This is a genomic window from Rhizobium sp. ERR 942, assembly GCF_007828395.1.
Taxonomy (GTDB): Bacteria; Pseudomonadota; Alphaproteobacteria; order Rhizobiales; family Rhizobiaceae; genus Rhizobium; species Rhizobium dioscoreae.
Genome location: NZ_VIUA01000001.1, coordinates 535,634 through 550,717, shown reverse-complemented (window position 1 = coordinate 550,717; position 15,084 = coordinate 535,634). Strand labels below are relative to the sequence as shown.

Here is a 15,084-nt window from a genome sequence, read left to right as displayed (position 1 = left end):
GACGCACATGTGTACGGACGATGACAGATACATGACAAGAAACGGCAAAAGAGGTTGTTTGCCAGGCGCTTACTGGGGATATCGCAAGGATGTAATGCGGGATGGGATGCTGGACTGACAGCGCTGAGTCTTGCTAGACTTGAAACCGCACAAACAGCATATCCACCCTTGGCAAATCGCAGGCAGGATCATCATGCCGAAGATCGATGTTGCAGCCGTGCCGGAGATCAAGGGCACGCGCTATCCCGCTCCTTTCAATGATCACTCCACCGAGCGCGTCAGGCAGCGACTGGGCGATGCCGGCGGCCTCAGGGATTTCGGCGTCAACCTGATGCGGCTGCCGCCAGGCAACTGGTCGAGCCAGCGGCATTGGCATTCAGAGGAGGATGAATTCGTCTATGTGCTGGAAGGCGAGCTGACGCTGATCGAGGATGATGGCGAGACGGTGCTGCGCGCCGGCGATTGCGCGGCCTTCCCGAAGGGCTCCGGCAACGGCCATCATATGATCAACAAATCGAATAGCACGGCCATCTATCTCGAGGTCGGTACGCGCTCACCGACCGATCTCATCACCTGCTCGGACGTCGACATGATGAGCTCCAGCACGGACGGCCGTTTCGTGCATAAGGATGGCATGCCCTATCCGGACGGCTAGTCCTGTTCGCCGGCGCTCGCCACCGGCAACTTGAAGGACAGGAGATGAGTCGGCGCTCCATGCAGCATGACCTCCCGCTCGAAACCGAAGCCGCATTTTTCCAGAACGCGCCGAGAGGCAACATTGACGGGCCGAACCAGCCCGATAACGCGTGTCGCCCGCAGATCATGTCCGGCGAAGGCCAATGCCTCCGTCACCAGTTCCGTTGCGTAGCCGCTTCCCCAATAATCGGGGTGCAGGTGATAGGAGAGATTGAGCCCCTCGAATTCCGTAGAGACGGTAACGCCGCCAAAGCCGATCAGCCGCCCTTCCGTTTCGATCGCCCAGCGCCCGAAGCCGTTCACGCGCCAGTGCGCCTGATCCCGAGCGAGCCGCCGGGCACTTTCCGCAGGCGAATCCGGCGTTGGATCGGGCCGATGGGCGACCAGCTCCGGCCGCGCAAACAAAGCCGTGACGAAGTCGAGATCCCGCTCCTCCGGCACGCGCAGGGACAGGCGCAGCGTATGCCGGATCATCGTCCCTCTCCTCGAAGCATCATACCGCCTCGGCAAGTTCAGGCGGATCGTAGCAGCAGGCATCCGTGGAGACGCCCATGCGGCACCCGCTGGCCTCGAGAGCTTCCTTGACGACATCAACGAAAAGGCGGCGGAACCATACCGAACGGCCGTCAGCCTGATCGACGCGGCGATAGAGCATCGTCACCGGATCGGCCGGCAGCTCGAACGGCGGCTCTGAAATCGTCAGGTCGTGCAATTGCGCCATGCAGCGGGCAATCGCCTCGGGAACCGTAGCAATGGCGGGGATGGCTTTCAGCGTCGACGGCAGTGCGGAAAAGCGGGGAACCGTCGCGACAACCTGCCGGCGATGGCCCAGGCGCGCGAGAGCGACGTCGACGCCGGTAGATGTGGCACCTTCCAGCGAAACGGTCACGTGCGGCGCGCTGGCGAAATGCTTCAGACTCAGCGGTGTCGCGCATTTGAGATGCCGGCCATCGTAGATGCAGAGCGAAGCCTGCTCGAACAGCGGCGCGCGTACATGCCAGGAGGCAGGCTCGTCATGCACCGAGATGCTGAAGTCAAAGGCGCCTTCGTCCAGCAGGCGCACAGCGTCGCGCCGGTCGAACGCCACGCTGGTCAGTCGCGCATTCGGCGCAAGCCGGCGCAACCGCGCCACCAGCGGCCCGAAGAAGGAGGATTCGAGATTGTCGCAAAGCCCGATGCGGAACTCGCCATGCCAGTTTGCCGGATCGAAGGCTGCCGGCGGACGAATGGCGCGTTCGATGCCGGAGAGCGCATCCTCGATCGCCGGCGCAATCGCCAGCGCCCGCGGCGTCGGCTGCAAACCGCGCCCGACGCGCACGAACAATTCATCATCCAGCGTCTCGCGCAGCCGGCGAAGGGCTGCGGAAAGACCAGGCTGGCCGAGCAGCAGCCGCTCGGCCGCGCGGCTCACGTTCCGCTCCTGCATCAGCACGGAGAAGGCGAGCAGCAGATTGAGATCGATCTTTCGAAGCGTGGCATCATTCATCATTATGAGTAATACTTGACATGGTTACTATCAATTTGCAATAGGGTTTGAAGATGTACATTTTCTCGTTCCCTGCCGTTTTCAACCTCCCAAAAAGGCGGCAGCACAGAAAGGAACGATCCCGATGACTTCTTCCCAAACCCGAAGCGGGGCGGGATTGGCGTTGCTGCTGCTATGCGCCGCCAATTTCCTCGACGCCATGGACGTCTCCACCATTGGGGTGGCCCTGCCCGCAATCCAGAAAGAGCTCGGCATGCAGGCGACCTCGCTGCAATGGGCCGTTAGTGCCTATGTGCTCGGATACGGCGGCTTTCTGCTGCTCGGCGGCCGCGTTGCCGATCTCTTCGGCCACCGTCGCGTCTTCCTCTGGTCGCTCGGCATCTTCGCCGCCGCCAGCATTGCCGGCGGCTTCGTCGACAGCGCCCCGACCCTGATCGCTGCTCGCCTGATCAAGGGCATCGCGGCCGCCTTCACAGCGCCGGCGGCACTGGCCCTTCTTCTCTCCGTCTTCGGAGACGGCAATGCCCGCGCGAAGGCGCTCGGCGTCTTCTCATCCACCGGTGCTGCCGGCTTCGTGCTTGGCATGGTACTGGGTGGAGCGGCAACCCTCATCAGCTGGCGCGCGACCCTCGTCATGGGAGCTCCCATCGCCATCCTGGCGCTAATCATTGCTCCGCTCGTCCTGCCAGCCGATCACAAACGCGGCGGCCCGCGGGCCCGCTTCGACTGGGCCGGCGCCCTGACGATCACCCCCGGCCTGCTGCTCTTCGTCTTCGGCGTCACCAATGCCGCCGCCGATGGCTGGCAGGCCTTCGCGACCTGGGGCTCGCTCCTTGCCGCATTGATCCTGATCCTGCTGTTCCTGGTCGTAGAGTCGCGCCATCATGATCCGATGGTGCCGCTTGCCATGTTCCGCCGCACCAAGCTCAGCCATGCCAATGCCCTCGCCGCGCTGTACCAGGGAGCCTATGTCGGCTTCCAGTTCATCGCGACGCTCTATTACCAGACCGTCGTCGGCTGGTCGGCCTTCGCCACGGGTTTCGCCTTCGCCATAGGCGGCACTTGCGTGATGTTCCTGGCACCGCGCTTTGCGACGATCGGCCAGAACCGCGGTACGACCTTGCTGATGACCTTCGGCGTGGGATTGCAGGCCATCAGCTATCTGTTCTGGGTGCTGTCGGCCGGGCATATCGATACGATGGTACTCGTCGCCATTTCGCAGCTCCTGCTCGGCGTCGGCTACGCCATGACCTATCCGTCGATCCAGGTTGCAGCCCTCTCAGACGTCGGCGACGATGAATCCGGCCTGGCTTCGGGCATGCTGTTTGCCTCCTTCCAGATCGGCGGCGGCATCATCCTGGCGGCGGCATCGGCCGTCTTCAGTGCGGCTCCGAGCTTCGGCTGGAACCCCTATATTGCCGGCATCGGTTTCGTGACGATCCTCGCTGCCGCCATCACGCTGCTCGCCGCCGTCGGCCCGCGCTCATCCGCGGCAAGGGCCACGAATTATCAGGCTGCAGAATAGTTCCAAGCAAGATGACCCGCCTCTCCGGCGGGTCAATCCTTCCTTGTGTCGGCGGCGTCGGCGGCTTCGGCAGCACGGCGCATCAGGAAATCACGCTCTCTCCGATTTTCAGCAAGTGCGGCCGCCGCCTCAAAGGCTTGCCGCGCTTCATCGCATCGGCCAAGCTTGCGGAGAAGATCGCCGCGAACGCTCGACAGAAGATGATAGTCCTTCAGTGCAGGTTCATCGCGGAGACCGTCGATGATGTCTAACGCCACCTCGGGACCCTCGGCCATGCCCACGGCGACAGCGCGATTGAGTTCGACGATCGGGGAAGGAACAAGCTCGGCAAGTTCCGCATAGAGATCGGCAATCCGCCTCCAGTCGGTTTCATCAGCTGTCCTCGCTCTCGCGTGACAGGCGACGATCGCGGCTTGCAAGGCATAAACCCCGCCGGCGCCGCCAAGTTCCTGTACCCGTCGCAAGGCCTGCAGACCTCGCTGGATCTGCAGTCGATCCCAGCGGTCGCGATTTTGATCGAGCAGCAAAATCGGATTGCCGTCGGCATCCGTCCTGGCCGACGCGCGGGATGCGTTCAGCTCCATCAGGGCCAACAATGCATGTGCCTCCGGTTCCTGCGGCGCGACGGACGTCAATATTCGCCCGAGCCGTAGCGCTTCGCTGCACAATTGCAGCCGCATCCAATTCTCGCCGCGCGCGGCCGTATATCCCTCGTTGAAGATCAGATAAACCACCTCCAGCACCGAGGCGAGACGCTGCGACAGCTCCCCACCGTGTGGCGTTTCATAGGAAAGTCCCGATTCCGACAATGTCTTCTTGGCGCGGACGATGCGCTGCGCGATCGTTGCCTCCGACGCGAGAAACGCCCTGGCGATTTCCTCGGTCGTCAGACCGCAGATCATCCGCAAGGCAAGCGCCACCCGCGCCTCGCGCGAGATCAGCGGATGGCATGCCGTGAAGATCAAGCGCAGCATTTCATCGCCGATGTCGTCATCGAGAGGGGTGTCCAGGTCGGGCATGATCTGCTCTTCCTCCTCCATCTCTCGAACGATCATCTCGTGCTTCTGGTCGAGCATTCGCCGGCGACGCAAATGGTCCAGCGCCCGACGCCTGGCAGTGGTCATAAGCCAAGCGCCGGGGCGCTCGGGGATGCCCGTTTCCGGCCATCGCTCCAAGGCGACAACAAGCGCTTCCTGTGTCAGATCCTCAGCCAGCGGCACGTCGCGCAACAATCGCGCCAAGCTGGTGATGAGTCGCGGTTGTTCGATCCGCCAGACGGCAAGGATCGCTCGGTGGGTGCCGGCGGCTGTCAAGGCCGCCCGCCCCGGCCACGAACCGAAAGCATCATGCCCTTGCTTCGGCGAGCGGGTCGCATACACCTTCGGCATTTGGCTCGAAGTAAGCGCGCACCTCACATGTGCCTTCCCAACCGGGCATAAAATCCTTGTGCAATTGCATGAACTCGACTGCCAGTGCCACGGCCTCCTCCTTGCTCTGCAATTCGAAGATAGCGTAACCGCCGACGACCTCCTTGGCCTCCACGAAGGGACCGTCGACGACACTCAGCTTGCGATCCTTGATCGTGACGCGGGCGCCCGTCGCAAGGGGCATCAGCCCCGCCGTATCGATCATGCGGCCGGCCTTGATTTCCCGGTCGGCGAGGTTGTGCATGGCCTCGGCAAGCTCCGGCGTTGGATGCATGAAATCGGTGGATGTGACGATAGACATGAAACGCATGGAAATGTCCTCCGGAAGCGAGGCGCCGGCACCATTGCCGCTCAATAAACTCGCTCATATTGACGACGAAGCTGCTCTCCGGAAATCGACAGTCGTTTTGAAAAATTCGCATCGCGGCCGAGAATCGAAAAATCCCGCTCCCAATCTGCTGATCTCACCGGGAGCGGCATCCTTCGACCATTTATAGACGAAACACCCGGGGCAAGCGACCGGACGGCCCATCGCTTCGTTTTGTTGACTTCCCATGACCGTTGCAAGATGGTGAGACGAATTCGACCTGCGGACTTTCGAAAGCCGGCGCTTCTCCAGGCGTACTTTCCGCAAAGCTCTGCAGACAACACGGCAGGAGCTCGTTTTCATGTTCGACCATATTTCGATCGGCGTCAAAGACCTGGCGCGGGCGCAGAAATTTTATGACGCAGCCCTTTCTCCGCTTGGCTACGAGCGCGTCACCAACTTCGATGGCACAGTTGGATATGGAGCGGAGCGCGCCCAGTTCTGGGTCAGTGAGGTGGAACGTCCCGTTCCCGCCGATCGCGGTTCCGGCCTGCATTTCTGTTTCGTGGCGCCAAGCCAGGCAGCCGTCGACGCCTTTCATGCCGCCGGCATCGCCAATGGCGGCGAAGACAATGGCAAGCCGGGCATCCGGCCCGACTACAGCCAGTTCTACTATGCCGCCTTCGTTATCGATCCCGATGGTTACCGGCTGGAAGCCTATTTCAAGACCGGCGAATAACTCACCGCACACAATAGAGAAAGGCACCGTCAACCGCCGCAGTCGCTTTAGCGGGCTACCGAGCCTCAAGGGACTTTCTTAACCGTTTGATCTTTCAGGTTACTGTCAGGCTTCTGTCATAAAAGACGCCCGATAGTGGCCTTTGGGCGTTTGCACAACGCGAACGGGCACTTGTTTTGAACCTGTTCAGACAGTGGCCAGCGTCTACGATGTACGACAACTCCATTGCTTACACAAAACGGACCGCTCCTGTCAGCAGATCCTTTTTTGTGTTTCTCGCACTCTTCGTGCTCTGGTGGGTGCTGCTGTTCGTCTTCTATCGATTTCCCAATATCGATCTCGTCGTCGCGAAGAGTGTCTTCACTGCTACGCCCTGCGCATCCGCCGTCATTCCGGGTGAAGTCTGCGGCGCCTTTGCCCTGGCCAAGAACCGTATCTTCGAGATCGTGCGAGATGTGACGCTCGCCCTGCCCTATATCGCCGTCGTCGTCCTGATTGCCAACCTGATTTCGTCCTGGCGCAAATCCGGTGCAGGCTGGCGGACGCTGAAAACGGATCGGTACATCGCTGCACTGATATCGCTTGTCATCGGCTGCGGCCTCATCGTCAACACGCTGCTCAAGAGCTACAGCGGCAGGCCGAGACCGCGCAGCACGGATCTCTTCGGCGGCTCACTGGATTTCGTCCAGGCAGGCTCGTTTACCGGCCGCTGTCTCGGAAACTGTTCTTTCGTCTCCGGCGAGGCGTCGTCCGGCGGCTGGCTGCTTTGCCTCGTCTTGCTGCTGCCGCCGCGCCTGCGTTTTCCGCTCGGCATTCCCCTGGCTGCCATCTCGATCATGATGCCGGTCATGCGCGTGATGACCGGAGCCCACTATCTGTCCGACGCGGTCCTGGGCTGGCTCTTGTCCCTGGTGGTCTTTGCCGCAACCATCGCTGTGATCGATCTCCCGCGGTCGGGAACGACGGCCCGGGCCTGAAAGCCGCCGGGTCAACCTGCGTTGCGCATGCGGATCAAGCGGCGGCGTCTTGCCGCCTTGCGTACGCGAACCGCCATCTCGCTTAGCGCAAAAGGCTTCACGAGATAGTCGACGGCACCGATATTCATGGCCGTCATCTGGTCCGACAGCTGATCATAGGCCGACATGACAATGACTGGGGTCGTTTCCCCGCGCGCTTCCATGAGCTTGAGCAGATCGAGGCCGCTGCCATCGGGCAAGCGAAGATCAAGCAGCATCACGTCGTGGGCTTCGGCCGCGACGGCGCCCCTGGCGGATTCCAAATCCATGGACCAGTCGACCGACCACCCCTCCGCACGCAGATGATCCTGTACGGCATTGCCTATGAGTATATTGTCTTCGACCAATAGAAGCCGCACGATTGCATCCCCAGTTGCAATCAAGCAGCTATGATGCCTATTTCTGACGGCGACCTGAACTCCGGATATGAAGCCGGCAAAAAAGACGACAATCGGAATCAGGCCCGAAATAGCCCTGCACAAAAGCTTGTCATTCAGGTAAATGTCAGGATTGGTAACCATGGTGGCCGGCTTCAACAGCCAAAGCGCCATCCTGCAGTGATGGGTTTACAGGCACCCCGCCGATAGCCCACGCCTCGGAGACAACCATTGACCAGCGAAAACGCATCATCTGGCCGACAGATATTCCGGCCAGCAATCGGCAGTGTCACACTGTGCCTTATAGCCACGCTTTATGTACTTCTTGTGACAAACAAGATGTTCTGGACGAAGTCCTATGGCTATTTTATCGCTGACCCGGCCGCTTTTGCCGCCTTCGTCATCGGTATTTCCGCAGCCATCATGGCGCTGTTCACGCTCTTCTCCGCCAAATACGTCACGAAGCCGATCCTGATCTTCTTCATTCTGGTGGCATCGGTATCGTCCTGGTTCAACGACCAGTTCGGCGTCATCATCGACAAGGAGATGATCCGCAATGCGGCTGTTTCGACAGGCGCGGAAAGCGGCCATCTGATTACGACGCGCTTCATCACCTATGTTTTGCTGACAGGCATCTTGCCGTCGCTTGTCGTCGCATGGGTCCGGATCGTCCATCGCCCGATCTTCAGGAAACTCGCCTACAATACCGCCGTCATCCTCGCCTGCTCGGCGATCTTCGTCATCGCCGGGACGACCTTCTATAAGACTTATGCTGGCGTCGGCCGCGCTCATCGCGACCTGATGGATACCCTCAATCCGGTGATGCCGATCACAAGCGCGGTGCGTTACGTCATAGATACGCAAAGAAACGCAAACGTCGTCGCACAGCCATTGGGCACGGACGCCCATAGGGTCGGCGTCGTCGACAAGGGCAAGCCGCGCGTCACGATCATCGTGGCCGGGGAAACGGCGCGTGCGCAGAACTTCTCGCTCGGCGGCTATGCCAAGATGACCAATCCGGAACTGGCAAAGCGCAATGTCGTCTACTTCCCCAATACCACCAGCTGCGGTACGGCGACAGCAACCTCCATACCCTGCCTCTTCTCGGTCTACACGCGCCAACAATACAGCCATCGCAAGGGGCTAGAGACGGAAAACCTGCTCGATGTCCTGACCCATGCCAAGGTCGACGTAACCTGGCTCGACAATGACACGGGCAGCTACAACGTCACCGATCGCGTTTCCTACACCTTTCTGCCGCATTCTGCCGATCCGCGCTTCTGCCAGGACGGCGAATGCAAGGACGAGATCCTCGTCGACAAGATCGACGGCTGGCTGGACAAGGTGAAGGGCGACAGCGTACTGGTGCTGCACCAGCTCGGCAGTCACGGCCCCGCTTACTATCAGCGCTACACGGAAGAATTCCGCCGTTTCCGGCCGGATTGCCGCTCCAACGACTTCAGCTCCTGCTCACAGGAGGAAATCACCAACGCCTATGACAATACGATCCTCTACACGGATCACATCGTCGCCATGGTGATCGACAAGCTGAAGCAGCGCTCGAACTCGATATCCGGCTCCGTGCTCTATTTCTCCGATCACGGCGAGTCGCTCGGTGAAAACGGCATCTATCTGCACGGCACGCCTTATTTCATCGCCCCTTCACAGCAGACGCATGTGCCGATGCTGGTGTGGATGGCCGATGATCTAGCCAAGGCCGCCGGTTTCGATATGGCCTGCCTTGCAAAGCACGCCACCGAAGGTACCTACTCTCACGACAACATCTTCCACAGCGTTCTCGGCATGACGGACGTCTCGACGAAGGTCTATGATCCGAAGCTGGATGTTTTCGCGGCCTGTCGCACGCCGTCGAACAAGCTGGCGCTGAACTGATGGACTGGGCAATGTCCGGCAGCCCTTTTTGACGGGCGGCCGGACGATCGGGATCGTTTAAAGATGCTTGGGCGCGCGGATCGTCCGCTCGTTTTCGACATTGCCGGTATTGAGCGTCGTATTGCGCTCGAACAGCACGACTTCGCAGGTCGGCTCGGCGACCGGACAATGCTCCACCCCATGCGGAACGATGATGTATTCGCCAGGGCCAAGGACGATATCGCCGCCGTTTTCCTCGCGCAGCTTCATGCGCAGCGTGCCTTTGACGACCAGAAAGAGCTCATCCTCTTCCTCATGATGGTGCCAATGGAATGCACCTTCCAGCTTGGTGAGCTTGACCTGGAAATCGTTGATATCACCGCCGATGCGCGGACTCCAAGTCTCATCGAAGGCTGCAAAGGCTTTGGTAAGGTTCACCTTTTTCAGTGCGACCATATGTTTCCTCCTTAATCCAACTGCGCTCAAGTCGAAGCTAATATTGGCGTGACTGCCACCGATCGCAACGCCGGCATTGCCGAATATCGCCTATTGCCATCGGCATATCGAATTCTTCGAAGATTTCAGCCGAAACTTTCCGGGTAGTGGATGGTCGGGAGCGGCACTACATGCTGTCTCAACATTATCATTTCGACACATGACAGGAAAAATCATGACGACAAATAATGTCGAATTCGGCCTGGATACTTTCGGCGATGTGACCTTCGACGATAAGGGCGCACCGCTGCCGCATGCGCAGGTGCTGCGCAATGTCGTCGAGGAAGGCGTCCTTGCCGATCAGCTCGGCATCGACTTCTTCGGCATCGGCGAGCATCACCGCGAGGATTTTGCGGTCTCCTCGCCCGAAACGATCCTGGCCGCCATCGCCAGCCGTACATCGAAAATCCATCTGGGTTCCGCCGTGACGGTGCTAAGCTCGGACGATCCGATCCGCGTGTTCCAGCGCTTCTCCAGCCTGAACGCGGTTTCGGACGGCCGTGCCGAGGTCATCCTGGGCCGTGGCTCGTTTACGGAGTCCTTCCCGCTGTTCGGTTTCGAGCTGTCGCAATACGAGCAGCTCTTCGAGGAAAAGCTCGATCTGTTCGCGGCTCTTCTTAAAAACGAGCCGGTAAACTGGCAGGGCAGCATCCGCCCGCCGCTGCGCAACCAGAAGGTCTTCCCGACCATCGAGAGCGGCCAGCTGAAGACCTGGATCGGCGTCGGCGGCAGCCCGGAATCGGTGGTGCGTGCGGCTCACTATGATCTGCCGCTGATGCTGGCGATCATTGGCGGCAGCCCCTATCGCTTCCAGCCCTATGTCGACCTCTATCACCGCGCCTACGAGCAGCTCGGCAAACCCGTCAAGCCGATCGGCATCCATTCGCCCGGCTATGTCGCCGAGACGGACGAACAGGCACGCGAGGAGCTGTGGCCCTGCTTCAAGGCGATGCGCGACCGCATCGGCCGCGAGCGCGGCTGGCCGCCCATGACGCGCGCGGAATTCGACAACGAGATCGAAAAGGGTTCGCTCTATGTCGGCTCGCCGGAAACGGTCGCCGCCAAGCTCGCCCCGGTCGTCAAGACGCTCGGCATCACCCGCTTCCAGCTGAAATACAGCGCCGGCGCGCTCGGCCATGACAAGATGTTGCGTTGTATCGAACTCTACGGCCAAAAGGTGATCCCGGCGGTGCGCGCGGCCTTGGAGGAATAGTCGCAGCCTGCTCTCCGCGCTTGCCTTTCAACGCGATCAAAAAGGGCGCTTTGCAACGGTGCGAAGCGCCCTTTGTTTTGCGCTGTCATTCTTTTGCAGTAAATGCTACAGATAATACAATTGGTAGCCTTTACTACAAAGGATCCGATGGCAGAAGCGACACGGAAACCTCGCACTTTCGAAAACCGCGTTCTCGATGTGATGGAAACGCTGGCACCGGCCGAGCAACGCATCGCCCGTTTCTTCGTCGATCAGAAGCAGGCCGCACTGTTGAATTCGGCCGCCCAGATCGCGCAGCTCGCCGGCAGCAGCGACGCGACGGTCGTCCGCACCGCCCGCGCCCTCGGTTTCGAAAGTCTGTCGACGCTGCGGGCCGCTCTGCTTGAGGAGTTGACCGGAGCGCCATCCCCCGGAATGCGGATGCAACGCACGCTGGCTGAAACCGGCAGCCAGGCCGGCGATGCGCTTCACCATGTCATCGGTATGCACGAGCAGGCTTTGGATGTTCTGCGACGCGAGGAATTTGCCGCAAGCTTCGAACGTTGCGTCGATAGTCTTGCCAAGGCAGCCCGACGTCATGTCTTCGGCATCGGCCCGTCGGGCGCCATGGCAGATTATGCCAGCCTGCAGTTCAACCGCATCGGTCTGCCGACCAATGCGCTCTCGGCAGCGGGCATTGCCCTGGCGGACCGTCTGCTTGGGATAAGCAAAGGCGACGTCGTGCTGATGATGGCTTATGCCCCGCTCTATCGTGAGGTCGAAGTGCTGCTGGAATACGCCGGCAAGTATGAGGTGCCCGTCATCCTCATCAGCGATGATCTCGGCTTACAGATTGCCGACAAGGTGACTGAAATCCTACCCGTGCCGCGCGGCAATGCCGGCCACCTCGCCATGCATGGTAGTACGATGGTGCTGATCGAATCCTTGATCGTCGCGCTAGCCGCCAAGAGGAAGGACGCCGCCATCGATAGCCTCGATCAGCTCAGCCAGCTGCGTGGCGCGCTTGATAAATCATGGAGCAAACGCGGCACGAGGAAACGCAAGTGAACGACGCCAAAGTTCAGCGCACGCAATATCGGCATTTGGCCAAGCCTCGGCTCATCCAAGACATGAAGAATCATCGTCCGGAAAATACCATTCGCATTCAAAGCCCTAACCGAATTTTGGGAATCATCTCATGAACAGCCTCACACCCATTCTATCTACGGTGACGGCGTCGTTCCTCGGCTCATTCGTCGAAGTCGTCGAAGCCTTCACCATCGTCCTTGCCGTCGGCGTCACACGAAGCTGGCGCCCGGCCCTCACGGGTGCCATGCTTGCCCTTGCCGTGCTGGCAGCTCTCGTTCTCATCTTCGGACCGCTGCTGGCGCTGATCCCGATCGAAATCTTGCAATTCGTCGTCGGCGTTCTCCTCATTCTGTTCGGCATGCGCTGGCTGCGCAAAGCCATTCTCCGCTCGCTCGGCGTCATCGCCCTGCACGACGAGGAAGCAGCCTTCTCGAAGGAGACGGCCGCGCTGCAGGCGCAGTCGACCGATCGCCGCGCCGATTATCTCGCCGGACTTGCCGCCTTCAAGGCGGTGCTGCTCGAAGGTGTCGAAGTGGTCTTCATCGTCATCGCCGTCGGCGGCGCGCATGGCCTGACACTCTATGCCGGCCTCGGTGCGCTCGCCGCCTTCGTGCTCGTCATGCTGATCGGGCTGATGGTGCATCGCCCACTCGCCACCGTGCCGGAAAACACCCTCAAATTCGTCGTCGGCCTCATGCTGACAAGCTTCGGCATCTTCTGGACCGGTGAAGGCATTGGCGCGCATTGGCCGGGCGAGGATCTCGCCCTGATCGCCATCTTCGCGATCGTCTCGCTTGCCTCCTACGCCATCATCCGCGGCCTGCGCGGCAATCCAACAGCAAAGGCAGCCCAATGAATGTCCTGCGTATCGCCCTATCCGAGCTTATCGGCATGTTCATCGATGACGGCAGCCTCGCCACGCTCTGCCTCATCCTCATTCTCGTGATTGCCGGAGCGGTGGAGTTTCTCGCCTTGCCACCGCTCGCGGGTGGGTTTCTCCTATTGGTCGGCTGCCTCGCCATTCTGCTCTACAGCGTTCGCCGCGCCGTGAAACGATGAGATTCACAACCCTCTGCAAGAGCTTGGATTTGCAGAGGGTTGTCGAGTCAGCTGCCAATCCGCTTTAGCTCTCGACAGACGCTTTCGCAGATGCGAAGAATTTCGCACGGCAAATGCAAAGGAGAAACGGCATGAGCAGCGCCTATCCCGAAGTCTATTTGGTACGCCACGGACAGACGGAGTGGAGCCTCTCCGGCCGGCATACCGGCCGCACCGATATTCCCCTGACCGCTGCCGGCGAGGAAGCTGCCCGCAAGCTCGCCGCTCGCCTATCCCAGATCGATTTCGCCGCCGTCTGGTCCAGCCCGTCGCAGCGCGCACAAAACACCTGCGCGCTGGCCGGCTTCGGTGACCGCCGCGTCGTCAAGGAGGATCTGGCGGAGTGGGATTACGGCGCCTATGAGGGTATCACCACCAAGGCGATCCTTGCTGAACGGCCCGGCTGGCAAGTCTTCCGCGACGGCTGCCCGAATGGAGAAACAGCCGCCGATGTCGGCGCGCGTGCCGATCGGATCATCGGCGAACTTCGGGGGATTGCAGGCTCTATCCTGATCTTTTCCAGCGCCCATTTCCTGCGGGTCTTCGCCGCCCGCTGGGTTGGCCTGCCGCCGGAAGGCGGTGAGCATTTCATCCTCGACACCACGAGCATCAGCGTGCTTGGCTACGAGCATGATCTGACCGAGCCGGTCATCCGCCGCTGGAACGAAATCTGACGGCCTGCGCCTGCCCGCCAATCTCCACAAACGCTTCGAGCGGCCCAAGGCCGCTCGATGTCTTTCAGAAAATCAGCCTTCCGCTGCTTACCAAGGCTTGAGGCCCAACAGCTTTTCACCGAGCGGCGTCAATTTGGCCGTCGTCGCATTGTGCTTTTCCCATTCGCGAGGATCGCCCGGAAAGGCGTCGCGCTTCGGGGAATCCAGTTCCCTCCACAGGCGGATCCGTTCCTCGCCCTCGGCGATATTGTCGTATTCCGCCGGATGCATGGAGATATATTGCGCCATGCGAACGCGGTTCTCCGAATGGTTCGGACGAACGCCGTGCGCGAGCAGCGAGTTGAAGATCATCAGGTCGCCGGGCTCCATGTCGATATTGACGACCGAGAGACCCGTCATGTCAGGATGCATAGGATCACGATCTTCCGGCTGCGTCTTTTCCCATTCCTCGAAATGCTCGAAGAGTTCCGGCACGCACTGGAATCCGCCGACATCGCCATCCTGTTTCTTCAGACTCAGGACACCCTGAACGCCGATCGGCAGCGGCCGGATCGAGGTATCGACATCCCAGTGGATGAAGCCGTTCGGATTGCCCTTCACCTTCTTCGGCGGATTGAGGTTGGCGCGATCGATCGTGACCCAGAGGTCCTCGCGATCCCATATGTCGACGAAGACATCGTAGATGCGCCTTTCCATGCGGTTATCCCAGAGATACTGGTGATTATAGATCTCCAGCATCCCGGTATTGTTAAGCTCCTTCATCTTGTGCTCACGCCGCTGCGGCGCATACCAGGTGGAAGGGTCGTTCGCATCCTTCTCGTCAAAACGCCACAAGAGATCGACAAGCCGCTCGACATTGACAGCCGGCACAGCCTGCCGCACGATCACATAACCCTTCGTGATCCAGTGCTGCCAATCGTCCTTCGACAGCACTCTGAGCGGCAATGTCTTCTGAATATTCTTCAATTGCGTGGTGACCGCTGATGCGGTCGGGTGCGCGTCTCGTTTCAAGGCAGGCTGCATCGGTTTCCTCCATATCGCTGGCCCCTTTAGGTTTCGGGTGACAGGGAAGATGTAGCTTCCATCAGCGA

General features: G+C 60.2%; 17 protein-coding genes. 10 read left to right on the top strand and 7 right to left on the bottom strand.

The window, feature by feature from the left end; translation table 11 throughout:
• Positions 1-193 precede the first annotated feature (193 nt).
• Positions 194-655 carry a cupin domain-containing protein gene (locus FBZ97_RS02670; protein WP_145316380.1) on the top strand — a complete coding sequence of 154 codons (462 nt, stop codon included), beginning with the start codon at positions 194-196 and terminating at the stop codon, positions 653-655.
• Here the strand turns inward: FBZ97_RS02670 and FBZ97_RS02665 are convergent.
• Positions 652-1,170, bottom strand: coding sequence for a GNAT family N-acetyltransferase (locus FBZ97_RS02665; protein ID WP_145316378.1), 519 nt, complete (start codon positions 1,168-1,170; stop codon positions 652-654). The genes FBZ97_RS02670 and FBZ97_RS02665 overlap by 4 nt on opposite strands.
• Positions 1,171-1,189: 19 nt before the next feature.
• Positions 1,190-2,185, bottom strand: coding sequence for a LysR family transcriptional regulator (locus FBZ97_RS02660; RefSeq protein WP_145316376.1), 996 nt, complete (start codon positions 2,183-2,185; stop codon positions 1,190-1,192).
• A 121-nt stretch (positions 2,186-2,306) separates the two neighbouring features.
• Here FBZ97_RS02660 and FBZ97_RS02655 point away from each other — a divergent pair, with 121 nt between their 5' ends.
• Positions 2,307-3,707 carry an MFS transporter gene (locus FBZ97_RS02655; protein ID WP_145316374.1) on the top strand — a complete coding sequence of 467 codons (1,401 nt, stop codon included), beginning with the start codon at positions 2,307-2,309 and terminating at the stop codon, positions 3,705-3,707.
• A 32-nt stretch (positions 3,708-3,739) separates the two neighbouring features.
• Here FBZ97_RS02655 and FBZ97_RS02650 read toward each other — a convergent pair whose 3' ends face one another.
• Positions 3,740-5,020 carry an RNA polymerase sigma factor gene (locus FBZ97_RS02650; RefSeq protein ID WP_145316372.1) on the bottom strand — a complete coding sequence of 427 codons (1,281 nt, stop codon included), beginning with the start codon at positions 5,018-5,020 and terminating at the stop codon, positions 3,740-3,742.
• A 31-nt stretch (positions 5,021-5,051) separates the two neighbouring features.
• Positions 5,052-5,444: a YciI family protein gene (locus tag FBZ97_RS02645; protein WP_145316370.1), complete on the bottom strand. Its 393-nt coding sequence runs from the start codon at positions 5,442-5,444 to the stop codon at positions 5,052-5,054.
• A gap of 358 nt (positions 5,445-5,802) precedes the next feature.
• Between FBZ97_RS02645 and FBZ97_RS02640 the strand changes: the two genes are divergently transcribed.
• Together FBZ97_RS02640 and FBZ97_RS02635 are read left to right on the top strand one after the other, a co-directional pair.
• Positions 5,803-6,180: a VOC family protein gene (locus tag FBZ97_RS02640; RefSeq protein WP_145316368.1), complete on the top strand. Its 378-nt coding sequence runs from the start codon at positions 5,803-5,805 to the stop codon at positions 6,178-6,180.
• 269 nt (positions 6,181-6,449) lie between these two features.
• On the top strand, positions 6,450-7,157 hold the full coding sequence (locus FBZ97_RS02635) for a phosphatase PAP2 family protein (RefSeq protein WP_246661687.1): 708 nt from the start codon (positions 6,450-6,452) through the stop codon (positions 7,155-7,157).
• 11 nt (positions 7,158-7,168) lie between these two features.
• On the opposite strand, the gene FBZ97_RS02630 is transcribed toward FBZ97_RS02635, so the two are convergent.
• A complete protein-coding gene (locus FBZ97_RS02630; protein WP_113330421.1) occupies positions 7,169-7,555 on the bottom strand; it encodes a response regulator in 387 nt (128 codons plus the stop codon).
• Between the two features lie 249 nt (positions 7,556-7,804).
• Between FBZ97_RS02630 and FBZ97_RS02625 the strand changes: the two genes are divergently transcribed.
• Entirely contained in the window at positions 7,805-9,466 is a 1,662-nt protein-coding gene (locus tag FBZ97_RS02625) for a phosphoethanolamine--lipid A transferase (RefSeq protein WP_145316364.1), read from the top strand.
• Positions 9,467-9,523: 57 nt separating this feature from the next.
• Here the strand turns inward: FBZ97_RS02625 and FBZ97_RS02620 are convergent, their stop codons facing one another.
• The gene (locus tag FBZ97_RS02620; protein ID WP_113330184.1) at positions 9,524-9,901 is read right to left on the bottom strand and encodes a cupin domain-containing protein; all 378 of its coding nucleotides are present in this window, start codon (positions 9,899-9,901) and stop codon (positions 9,524-9,526) included.
• A 214-nt stretch (positions 9,902-10,115) separates the two neighbouring features.
• Here FBZ97_RS02620 and FBZ97_RS02615 point away from each other — a divergent pair, with 214 nt between their 5' ends.
• The 5 genes from FBZ97_RS02615 to FBZ97_RS02595 all read left to right on the top strand — a co-directional run bounded on the left by FBZ97_RS02615 (position 10,116) and on the right by FBZ97_RS02595 (position 13,993).
• Entirely contained in the window at positions 10,116-11,153 is a 1,038-nt protein-coding gene (locus tag FBZ97_RS02615) for an LLM class flavin-dependent oxidoreductase (RefSeq protein ID WP_145316362.1), read from the top strand.
• 147 nt (positions 11,154-11,300) lie between these two features.
• Complete coding sequence (locus FBZ97_RS02610; protein ID WP_145316360.1) at positions 11,301-12,200, top strand: MurR/RpiR family transcriptional regulator; 900 nt, start codon at positions 11,301-11,303, stop codon at positions 12,198-12,200.
• A 130-nt stretch (positions 12,201-12,330) separates the two neighbouring features.
• On the top strand, positions 12,331-13,077 hold the full coding sequence (locus tag FBZ97_RS02605) for a COG4280 domain-containing protein (RefSeq protein ID WP_113330187.1): 747 nt from the start codon (positions 12,331-12,333) through the stop codon (positions 13,075-13,077).
• Entirely contained in the window at positions 13,074-13,280 is a 207-nt protein-coding gene (locus FBZ97_RS02600; protein WP_113395429.1) for a hypothetical protein, read from the top strand. The genes FBZ97_RS02605 and FBZ97_RS02600 overlap by 4 nt, the downstream gene beginning before the upstream one ends.
• Before the next feature lie 131 nt (positions 13,281-13,411).
• The gene (locus tag FBZ97_RS02595) at positions 13,412-13,993 is read left to right on the top strand and encodes a histidine phosphatase family protein (RefSeq protein ID WP_145316358.1); all 582 of its coding nucleotides are present in this window, start codon (positions 13,412-13,414) and stop codon (positions 13,991-13,993) included.
• 87 nt (positions 13,994-14,080) lie between these two features.
• On the opposite strand, the gene FBZ97_RS02590 is transcribed toward FBZ97_RS02595, so the two are convergent.
• Positions 14,081-15,016: a phytanoyl-CoA dioxygenase family protein gene (locus FBZ97_RS02590; protein WP_145316356.1), complete on the bottom strand. Its 936-nt coding sequence runs from the start codon at positions 15,014-15,016 to the stop codon at positions 14,081-14,083.
• Positions 15,017-15,084 lie beyond the last annotated feature (68 nt).

Excerpts from the sequence above, each read along its gene's own strand:
- FBZ97_RS02665 (WP_145316378.1), bottom strand. The coding sequence starts at position 1,170 with ATGATCCGGCATACGCTGCGCCTGTCCCTGCGCGTGCCGGAGGAGCGG.
- FBZ97_RS02595 (WP_145316358.1), top strand. The coding sequence starts at position 13,412 with ATGAGCAGCGCCTATCCCGAAGTCTATTTGGTACGCCACGGACAGACG.
- FBZ97_RS02600 (WP_113395429.1), top strand. The coding sequence starts at position 13,074 with ATGAATGTCCTGCGTATCGCCCTATCCGAGCTTATCGGCATGTTCATC.
- FBZ97_RS02605 (WP_113330187.1), top strand. The coding sequence starts at position 12,331 with ATGAACAGCCTCACACCCATTCTATCTACGGTGACGGCGTCGTTCCTC.
- FBZ97_RS02655 (WP_145316374.1), top strand. The coding sequence starts at position 2,307 with ATGACTTCTTCCCAAACCCGAAGCGGGGCGGGATTGGCGTTGCTGCTG.
- FBZ97_RS02590 (WP_145316356.1), bottom strand. The coding sequence starts at position 15,016 with ATGCAGCCTGCCTTGAAACGAGACGCGCACCCGACCGCATCAGCGGTC.
- FBZ97_RS02645 (WP_145316370.1), bottom strand. The coding sequence starts at position 5,444 with ATGCGTTTCATGTCTATCGTCACATCCACCGATTTCATGCATCCAACG.
- FBZ97_RS02610 (WP_145316360.1), top strand. The coding sequence starts at position 11,301 with ATGGCAGAAGCGACACGGAAACCTCGCACTTTCGAAAACCGCGTTCTC.
- FBZ97_RS02660 (WP_145316376.1), bottom strand. The coding sequence starts at position 2,185 with ATGATGAATGATGCCACGCTTCGAAAGATCGATCTCAATCTGCTGCTC.
- FBZ97_RS02615 (WP_145316362.1), top strand. The coding sequence starts at position 10,116 with ATGACGACAAATAATGTCGAATTCGGCCTGGATACTTTCGGCGATGTG.
- FBZ97_RS02640 (WP_145316368.1), top strand. The coding sequence starts at position 5,803 with ATGTTCGACCATATTTCGATCGGCGTCAAAGACCTGGCGCGGGCGCAG.
- FBZ97_RS02620 (WP_113330184.1), bottom strand. The coding sequence starts at position 9,901 with ATGGTCGCACTGAAAAAGGTGAACCTTACCAAAGCCTTTGCAGCCTTC.
- FBZ97_RS02670 (WP_145316380.1), top strand. The coding sequence starts at position 194 with ATGCCGAAGATCGATGTTGCAGCCGTGCCGGAGATCAAGGGCACGCGC.